Below are 9,450 nucleotides of genomic sequence, written 5' to 3' on the forward strand. Positions count from 1 at the left end.
GGGCCACCAGGTGACTTCTCTGTCCACCCTCGCCGCTGCCGAGGGCTCCGCCGCCGCGGCCGCCACGGGCATCACGTCCGCCGCCTGGCTGCTGGTCGCCCTGCCGCTGCTCGGCGCCGCGGTCCTGCTGCTCGGCGGCCGGGCCACCGACAAGTGGGGGCCGCTCTTCGCCACCGCGATGTCGTGGGCCGCCTTCGTCGTCGGCTTCCTCGTCTGGATCTCCATGATCGGGCGCCCCGCCGACGGCCGGGCCATGCACCTGACCCTCTTCGAGTGGATCCCCGCGGGCTCGTTCAACCTGCAGGCCGGCATGCTGGTCGACCAGCTGTCGGTGGCCTTCGTGCTGCTGGTGACCTTCGTCGGCTCGCTCATCCACGTGTACTCCATCGGCTACATGGAGCACGACCCGGACAAGCGGCGGTTCTTCGCCTACCTCAACCTGTTCGTGGCGTCGATGCTCCTGCTGGTGCTGGCCGACTCCTACCTGCTGCTCTACGTCGGCTGGGAGGGCGTGGGTCTCGCCTCCTACCTGCTCATCGGGTTCTGGAACCACAACCCGGCCTACGCCACCGCGGCCAACAAGGCGTTCGTGGTCAACCGCGTCGGTGACTTCGGTCTCTCGGTCGCGATCATGATCATGTTCGTCACCTTCGGCACGGTCACCTTCGCCGGCGTCTCGCAGGCGGCCGGGGGTGCCAGCGAGGCCACGCTGACGGCCATCGGCCTGATGCTGCTCCTCGGCGCCTGCGGCAAGTCCGCACAGTTCCCGCTGCAGAGCTGGCTCGGCGACGCGATGGCCGGTCCCACGCCGGTCTCGGCGCTGATCCACGCGGCGACCATGGTCACCGCCGGCGTCTACCTCGTGGTGCGCAGCGGCTTCATCTTCAACGCCGCCCCCGACGCGCAGCTGGTCGTCGTCATCGTCGGCGCCATCACGCTGCTGTTCGGTGCGATCGTCGGCTGCGCGAAGGACGACATCAAGAAGGCGCTGGCCGCCTCGACGATGTCGCAGATCGGCTACATGATGCTCGCTGCCGGCCTCGGCCCGGTGGGCGCCGCCTTCGCGATCTTCCACCTGATCACCCACGGCTTCTTCAAGGCCGGCATGTTCCTCGGTGCCGGTTCGGTCATGCACGGCATGAACGACCAGGTCGACATGCGCCGCTTCGGTGCTCTGTCCGGGGCCATGAAGATCACCTGGGTCACGTTCGGCCTCGGCTGGCTGGCCATCCTCGGCGTCCCGCCCTTCTCCGGCTTCTGGTCGAAGGACAAGATCATCGAGGCCGCGTTCGTCGGCGAGGGCTGGCGCCCGTGGGTGTTCGGCCTCACCGCGATGATCGGCGCAGGCATCACCGCGTTCTACATGTCGCGCCTGTTCTTCATGACCTTCCACGGCAAGAAGCGCTGGACCGACGACGTGCACCCGCACGAGTCGCCGCTGGTCATGACCGTGCCGATGATGGTGCTGGCCGTGGGCTCGGCCCTGCTCGGCCTCGTGCTCTCCATCGGCGGCACCTTCACGCACTGGCTCGAGCCGGTCGTCGGGAGCCACGGCGAGGAGAGCCCGGTGCTGGCCGTGCCCGTGATCACCGTGCTGACGCTGCTGCTCGTCGCAGGCGGCATCGGCCTGGCCTGGATGCGCTACTGGCGTGACGAGGTTCCCGTGGTGGCACCGACCGGCTCGCTGGCCACGCAGGCCGCACGCCGCGACCTCTACCAGGACGACGTCAACGAGGGCGTCTTCATGCGCCCCGGCATCCACCTGACCCGCTCGCTGGTGTTCGCGGACAACCGCGGGGTCGACGGCGCGGTGGGTGGCATGGCCGCCATGGTCGGTGGCACGTCGAGCCGCCTGCGCCGTGTGCAGAACGGTTTTGCCCGGTCCTACGCTCTGACGATGCTCGCCGGCGTCGTCGCCATCTTCGCTCTCGTGTGGGTGATCCAGTGATGACGAACTTCCCCTGGCTGACGACGATCGCGCTGCTGCCGCTCGTCGGCGCCGCCATCGTGTTCGCCCTGCCGGCCGGTCTGGCCGACCGGGCGAAGCACATCGCCCTGGGGGTGTCCGGGCTGACGCTCGTGCTCACCATCGCGGCGGCGCTGCAGTTCGACAGCGGCTCGAAGGCGCAGTTCCAGCTCGTCGAGCAGCACGAGTGGATCCCGCAGTTCGGTGTCTCCTACGCCATGGGCGTCGACGGCCTCGCGCTGGTCATGATCATCATGGCCGCGATCCTCGCCCCCATCTGCATCCTCGCGGCCTGGGACGACGTGCCCGAGGGCGGCAAGCGCGAGAAGAACTACTTCGCGCTGATGCTCGTGCTCGAGACGTTCATGATCGGCGTCTTCGCGGCCACCGACGTGTTCCTCTTCTACGTCTTCTTCGAGGCGATGCTCATCCCGGTCTACTTCCTGATCGGGTCCTACGGCGGTGCCCGTCGCCAGTACGCCGCGGTGAAGTTCCTGCTGTACTCGCTCGCCGGTGGTCTGGTCATGCTGGTCGGCGTCATCGCGCTCTACCAGTACGGCCCGGGCGGTGCCGACGGCTTCCTCGTGACGAAGCTGACCGGCCTCGACATCCCGGTGGTGGCCGAGCGCCTGATGTTCGTGGCGTTCTTCTTCGCCTTCGCCGTGAAGGCTCCGATGTGGCCCGTGCACACCTGGCTGCCCGACGCCGCCACCGAGGCCCGCCCGGCCACGGCCGTCCTCCTCGTCGGCGTGCTCGACAAGGTGGGCACCTTCGGAATGATCCGCTTCTGCCTCCAGCTCTTCCCCGAGGCCAGCAAGTGGGCGACCCCGGTGGTCATCGTCCTCGCGGTGATCTCGGTGCTCTACGGCGCGCTGCTCGCCATCGGCCAGACCGACGTGATGCGCCTGATCGCCTACACCTCGGTGAGCCACTTCGGCTTCATCGTGCTCGGCATCTTCGCGATGACCACGGTCGGCGGCGCGGGCTCGACGCTGTACATGCTCAACCACGGCTTCGGCACCGCGGCCCTGTTCCTGGTGGCGGCCATGCTGGTCGCCCGCCGGGGCAGCAAGCGGATCCCGGACTTCGGCGGCTGGCAGCGGGTCACTCCGGGCCTGGCCGGAGCGTTCCTCATCGCGGGCCTGGCCGGTCTGGCCCTGCCCGGCCTGAGCTCGTTCGTCTCCGAGTTCCTGGTCCTGCTGGGCACCTTCCAGCGCTACAAGGCCGCGGCCGTCATCGCCACGGCCGGCATCATCCTCGCCGCCCTGTACATCCTGCTGATGTACAAGCGCATGATGACCGGGCCCAAGCCCGAGCTGGTCGAGCCGGTGCGTGACTGGAACGTGCGCGAGAAGCTCGTCATCGCGCCGCTCATCGCCGCGCTGCTCGTCCTGGGCTTCTACCCCAAGCCCGCCCTCGACCTGCTCAACCCGGCCGTGTCCAAGACGCTGTCCTACGTGGGCGTCTCGGACCCCGCGCCCACCACCGCCGCTGACGGGAGTGCGAAGTAATGACCGCCCTGATCACCAGCCTGCCCACCGAGTTCAAGGTGGCGCAGGTCGACTACTCGGCGATCGCCCCGATGCTCATCGTCACCGCGGGAGCCCTGGTCGGGGTCCTCGTGGAGGCCTTCGCGCCGCGACGCCTGCGGTATGCCGCGCAGGTCGGCGTCGCGCTCGTGGCGCTGGTGGCCGCCTTCGTCGTCCTCGTCACCGTCTCCGTCGACGCGCAGGGGCTCACGCTGGAGCGGGCGGTCGTCATCGACGGGCCGGCCCTGTTCCTGCAGGGCACCGTGCTGCTCATGTCGGTGCTCGGTGTGCTGACGATGGCGGAGCGCTTCGGCGGCGAGAGCCCGGACGCCTTCACCCCGATGGGTGCCGCTGTGCCGGGTTCGCCGCAGGAGGCCTCCGCCATGCGGGCCGGCCTGATGAGCAGCGAGGTGTTCCCGCTGACGCTCTTCGCGGTCGTCGGCATGATGCTGTTCCCCGCCGCCGGTGACCTGCTGACGATGTTCGTCGCGCTCGAGGTGCTCTCACTGCCGCTGTACCTGCTGTCGGGCCTGGCCCGCCGTCGTCGCCTGCTCTCGCAGGAGGCGTCGCTGAAGTACTTCCTGCTCGGCGCCTTCTCGTCGGCGTTCTTCCTCTTCGGCGCGGCGCTGATGTACGGCTACAGCGGCTCGATCTACCTGGGCGACATCTCCAAGGCGATCACCTCGGCCTCCGGTGAGCTCGACGGCCTGCTCATCCCCGGCGTGGTGTTCCTGCTCGTCGGCCTGCTGTTCAAGGTCGGCGCGGTGCCGTTCCACTCGTGGACCCCGGACGTCTACCAGGGCGCCCCGACCCCGGTCACCGGCTTCATGGCGGCCTGCACCAAGGTGGCGGCGTTCGGTGCCATCCTGCGCCTGGTCTACGTCGGCCTCGAGGCCAACCGCTGGGACTGGCGCGCGGGGGTCATCGCCGTGGCCGCCCTGACCATGGTGATCGGCTCGGTGCTCTCCGTGACCCAGACCGACGTCAAGCGGCTGCTGGCCTACAGCTCCATCGCGCACGCGGGCTTCATCCTCGTGGCGGTGCTGGCCTTCGACAAGCTCGGCGTCGCGGGCACGATGTTCTACCTGGTGGCCTACGGCTTCGCCACGATCGCGGCCTTCGGGATCGTGTCGATGGTGCGCCAGGGCGGCTCGGAGGCCTCGCACCTGTCGCAGTGGGCGGGTCTGGGCCGCAACCACCCGGTCGTCGCCGCGGTGTTCGCGTTCCTGCTCCTCGCCTTCGCCGGCATCCCGCTGACCTCCGGCTTCACCGCGAAGTACGCGGCGTTCTCGCCCGCCATCGCGTTCGGCGGCCGGGCCGGCGTCTCGCTGGTCGTCATCGGTGTGCTGTGCAGCGTCATCACGGCGTTCGTCTACGTCCGGCTCATCGTGCTCATGTACTTCACCGAGCCCGCGGGCGGTGAGGTCGTGGCCGAGATGCCGTCGCCCATGACGACGGTGGCCCTCAGCATCGGCACGCTTGTCACGCTGGGCCTCGGCATCTTCCCCGCCCAGGTGCTCAGCCTGGCGGAGAGCTCCTCCGTGTTCCTGCGGTGACGATGACCGGCGTGATGGTGACCAGCGCGGTGGTGGGCGGATGAGCGCGACACCTCCGGTGCTCGCGCTGCCCTCGGTCTCCTCGGGGCTGACCGAGCGGCTCCAGCAGGGGCTCGCCGACGTCGACGCGATGCTGCGGCGCGAGGTCGACCACGACGACCCCTTCATCGCCGAGGCCAACGTCCACCTGGCCGAGGCGGGCGGCAAGCGGTTCCGTCCGCTGCTGACCCTGCTCGCCTCCGAGGTCGGGGAGGGCATCAACGACGACGTCGTCGCCGCTGCGACCGGCGTCGAGCTGACCCACCTCGCATCGCTCTACCACGACGACGTCATGGACGAGGCGGACATGCGCCGCGGCGCCCCGAGCGCCAACGCGAAGTACGACAACTCGACCGCGATCCTCGTGGGCGACCTGCTCTTCGGCACCGCGTCGGCGATCATCGCCGACCTCGGCCCGGTGGCGGTGAAGATCCAGGCCGAGACGTTCGTGCGGCTGTGCTCCGGGCAGATCCGCGACGACCGCCCGTGCCCGCCCGGCACCGACCCCGTCGACTACTACCTCGGAGTGCTGGCAGACAAGACCGGCGTGCTCATCGCCACGGCGGCCCGATACGGCGCGATGTTCTCAGGGTGCTCGCAGGAGGTCGTCGAGACGCTGCGTGAGTACGGCGAGCGGCTCGGCATGGCCTTCCAGCTCGCCGACGACCTCATCGACATCGCCTCCGAGCGCGAGGAGACCGGCAAGACGCCGGGCACGGACCTGCGCGAGGGCAAGGCGACGCTGCCGGTGCTCCTCGCCCGCGCGTCCACCGACCCCGCCGACGCTCGGCTCAAGGAGCTGCTCGGCTCCGACCTGCGCGACGACGCCCTCCTCGCCGAGGCGCTGCACCTGCTGCGGGCGCACCCGGCGATGGAGCAGGCGCGTGAGCGCACGTATGCCGTGGCGCGGCAGGCACAGGACGCGCTGCGTCCGCTTCCCGAGGGTGAGGCCAAGGAGGCCCTCCTCGCGCTGGCGACCGGCGTCGTCGACCGCGTGGGCTGAGACCGCGGGGCGTCAGGGCGGGCGCAGCCGGTGAGCGAACGGTCAAGAGAGCGCTCGAGCCCGGTGTGCCGCTGGGTACAGTCGGCCTCGTGACGGCCAGGTGGGAGCGAGCGGTTGCCGGGTTGGCCGCGCCCCTTGCCGTCGTGGACCTCGACGCGTTCGACGCGAACGCCGACGACCTCGTGCGCCGTGCTGGGGGAAAGCCGGTGCGGGTGGCGTCGAAGTCGGTGCGCTGCCGGGCCCTGCTGCGCCGGGTGCTCGACCGGCCGGGCTTCTCCGGGGTGATGGCCTACTCGGTGCGCGAGGCGTTGTGGCTGGCCGCCGAGGGGTTCGCCGACGTCTTCGTGGCCTACCCGAGCGGCGACCGCGCTGCCCTGCACGCGGTGGCGGCCGACCGCCACGCCGCGTCGACCATCACGCTGACCGTCGACAGCGCCGAGCAGGTGGCGTTCCTGGCGGCCATCGAGCGACCGCACCCGCTGCGCGTCGCGGTCGACGTCGACGCCTCGCTGCACGTCGGGCCGCTGCACCTCGGCGTGCGCCGCTCGCCGCTGCGCGAGGCCGGTGAGGTGGTCACCGTTGTCCGGGCCGCGCAGGCGGCGGGGCTGCGTGTGGTGGGGCTGATGTTCTACGACGCCCAGGTGGCCGGCCTGCCCGACTCCTCGCCCGCGGTGCGCCTGGTCAAGACCCGGTCCACCCGCGAGCTGCTCGGGCGGCGGGCGGAGGTCGTTGCTGCCGTGCGCCAGGTCGCCGACCTCGGGTTCGTCAACGGCGGCGGGACGGGGAGCCTGCATGTCGCCTCCCACGACCCGTCGCTGACCGAGCTGGCAGCAGGCTCAGGCCTGTTCGGCCCCACCCTCTTCGACGGCTACCGCTCGTTCCGCCCCCGGCCGGCCGCGGCCTTCGCCCTCCCCGTCGTACGCCGTCCGGCGCCCGGGGTCGTCACGGTCGCCGGTGGCGGCTACATCGCCTCAGGGCCGCCCGGCTGGTCACGCGTGCCGTCGGTGCTGGCGCCCCGGGGTCTGCGGCTGCTGCGGGCCGAGGGGGTGGGGGAGGTGCAGACACCGTTGCGCGGGAAGGCTGCCGACGGGCTCGGCGTCGGAGACCTGGTCTGGTTCCGCCACGCCAAGGCCGGCGAGCTCTGCGAACGGTTCGACGAGCTGCACCTGGTGCGGGGCGACGAGCTCGTCGAGACTGTGCCGACCTACCGCGGAGAGGGGATGAGCTTCGGGTGAGGTGGACCGGCAGGAGCGAGCAGGAGTGGCGCAACTGGGCGGGCAACCAGAGCGCCTCGCCCATCCAGGTGGCCCAGGCCCGTGACCTCGACGACGTCTCGCTCGTGGTGCGGTCGGCGGCCGACCGCGGGCTGCAGGTGCGGCCGGTCGGGGCGGGGCACTCGTTCACGGCGGCTGCCGTCACCGACGGCGTGCTGCTGCGGCTCGACCACCTCAGCGGTGTCACCGCCATCGACCCCGCCACCAGGCGGGTGCGCGTGCTGGCCGGGACGAAGCTGCACCAGCTGAACCCGGCCCTCCAGGAGGCCGGGCTGGCGCTGCCCAACCTCGGCGACATCGACCGTCAGGCCCTCGCCGGTGCCATCGCGACCGGCACCCACGGCACCGGCACGCGCCTGCACGGCATCGCCTCGGCGGTCACGGGCCTCACCCTCGTGCTCGCCGACGGGACGGTCCTCGAGTGCTCGGCGCAGCGGCATACCGACGTCTTCGAGGCAGCGCGGGTCGGCCTCGGTGCGCTCGGTGTCGTCACCGAGGTGGAGCTGCAGTGCGTGCCGGCGTTCCGGCTGCACGCCGTCGAGCGGCCCGAACCGCTGCTGCCGCTGCTCGAGCGGGTGCAGGAGGAGGCCGACGCCCACGACCACTTCGAGCTCTACTGGTTCCCGCACACCGACCGCACCATGACCAAGCGCAACAACCGGGTGGAGGAGGGCGCCCACCTGCCGGGCCCGCTGACCGCGTGGCGCGCGTGGGTCGACGACGAGCTCATGGCCAACGGGCTGTTCGAGCAGGTCAACCGGGCCGCAGCCCGCTGGCCCGCGACCGTGCCCGCGATGGCCCAGATGACCGGGCGCGCCCAGACGGCAAGGGAGTTCACCGACGTCTCGTGGCGCGTCTTCTGCTCGAGGCGCGCCGTGCGCTTCGTGGAGAGCGAGTATGCCGTGCCGCGGGCCGCCGTCCGCGACGTCGTCCTCGCGCTCAAGGACTGGGTCGACCGGCACGACGAGGCCCTGCCGTTCCCGGTGGAGGTGCGCTTCCTCGCCGCCGACGACGTGTGGCTCTCGACGTCGCACGGTCGCGACACCGCGTACGTCGCCGTGCACCAGTACCACCGCATGGAGTACGCGCGGTATTTCGCCGCCTTCGAGGCGATCGTCGCCGAGCACGCTGGACGCCCGCACTGGGGCAAGCTGCACACGCTCGACGCCGAGCGGTTGCGCCCCCTCTACCCGCGCTTCGACGACTTCCTCGCAGTGCGCCGAAAGCTCGACCCGACCGGCTTGTTCGGCAACGCCTACCTTGAGCGGGTCCTCGGCTCCTAGGCGTTCTCCACAGGTGTCTCCACGGCTTCACATCGTCCACAGATGGCACTGGTGGGCTTGTGAATTTCGATCGCTGATGACGTCAAAACCATTGTGCCGCAACGGTTCCCGGCGACGAGTCCTCGAAGTGGGTTGTCGGTGGTCGCCCCTAGGGTTGTCGTCATGGAGGGGAACGGGGGCTGCAGCCCGCAGGAGGAGCCGCTCGCCGGCATCGCTTCTGCGAGCGACCTGAGCGCGGCTGAGTGCCGGGCCAAGGTCGCGGAGGCCCGCACGGCCCTGGGTGCTCTCCGTGAGGTGCTGTGGCAGGTGCCTTCCGGTGGTGGCCCGGAGGGCCTGTCCGGGTTGATGGGCGAGGTCGACGCCCTGGGCATGGCGTGTGACTCCGGCCGGGTGGCGGTGCTGCGCGAGGCGATGAACCGCGGCGAGTCCGACGGCGGGTCGGCGGCGCTGACCACCGCGCAATGGGTCCGCCACCACGCCCCGTCGACCATCGCCGGTGGTGCGGCGGCGATCGTGTCGGTGGCCACGGCGTTTGGCAAGCGCGTCAACGCCCCGGTGAAGGAGGCGGTCGAGGCCGGGCGGCTGCCGGTGCGGTCCGCGGCGGTGGTGGTGTCCGAGGCCGACAAGCTGCGCCCGCTGCTGGCGGACGGCGCCGAGCCGCACGTGCTGGAGGGGCTGATCGGGATGGCCGAGCAGCACGGCCCGTCCGGGTGCCGGCTGCTGCGCGACGGGCTGATCGCCAAGTACGGGCGCCAGGACGTGCTCCAGGACCAGCAGAACATGGGCAAGTCCTTCATCCG

7 protein-coding genes are annotated in these 9,450 nt (G+C 70.9%); all 7 read left to right on the forward strand.

Annotation, left to right across the window (positions count from 1 at the left end):
- Positions 1–10 precede the first annotated feature (10 nt).
- The gene (gene nuoL / locus BMW78_RS20135) at positions 11–1,948 is read left to right on the forward strand and encodes an NADH-quinone oxidoreductase subunit L (protein ID WP_091763352.1); all 1,938 of its coding nucleotides are present in this window, start codon (positions 11–13) and stop codon (positions 1,946–1,948) included.
- The gene (locus tag BMW78_RS20140) at positions 1,948–3,477 is read left to right on the forward strand and encodes an NADH-quinone oxidoreductase subunit M (RefSeq protein ID WP_091763353.1); all 1,530 of its coding nucleotides are present in this window, start codon (positions 1,948–1,950) and stop codon (positions 3,475–3,477) included. Before nuoL ends, BMW78_RS20140 begins: the two co-directional genes overlap by 1 nt.
- On the forward strand, positions 3,477–5,051 hold the full coding sequence (gene nuoN, locus BMW78_RS20145) for an NADH-quinone oxidoreductase subunit NuoN (protein ID WP_091763355.1): 1,575 nt from the start codon (positions 3,477–3,479) through the stop codon (positions 5,049–5,051). Before BMW78_RS20140 ends, nuoN begins: the two co-directional genes overlap by 1 nt.
- A gap of 40 nt (positions 5,052–5,091) precedes the next feature.
- A complete protein-coding gene (locus tag BMW78_RS20150; RefSeq protein ID WP_091763356.1) occupies positions 5,092–6,093 on the forward strand; it encodes a polyprenyl synthetase family protein in 1,002 nt (333 codons plus the stop codon).
- A gap of 89 nt (positions 6,094–6,182) precedes the next feature.
- Entirely contained in the window at positions 6,183–7,328 is a 1,146-nt protein-coding gene (locus BMW78_RS20155; RefSeq protein WP_091763362.1) for an amino acid deaminase/aldolase, read from the forward strand.
- Positions 7,325–8,650: a D-arabinono-1,4-lactone oxidase gene (locus BMW78_RS20160; protein ID WP_091763358.1), complete on the forward strand. Its 1,326-nt coding sequence runs from the start codon at positions 7,325–7,327 to the stop codon at positions 8,648–8,650. Before BMW78_RS20155 ends, BMW78_RS20160 begins: the two co-directional genes overlap by 4 nt.
- A 162-nt stretch (positions 8,651–8,812) precedes the next feature.
- On the forward strand, positions 8,813–9,450 hold a 638-nt coding region (locus BMW78_RS20165; RefSeq protein ID WP_143056361.1), incomplete at its 3' end, for a hypothetical protein.

Source organism: Pedococcus cremeus, assembly GCF_900111375.1.
Classification (GTDB): Bacteria; Actinomycetota; Actinomycetes; order Actinomycetales; family Dermatophilaceae; genus Pedococcus_A; species Pedococcus_A cremeus.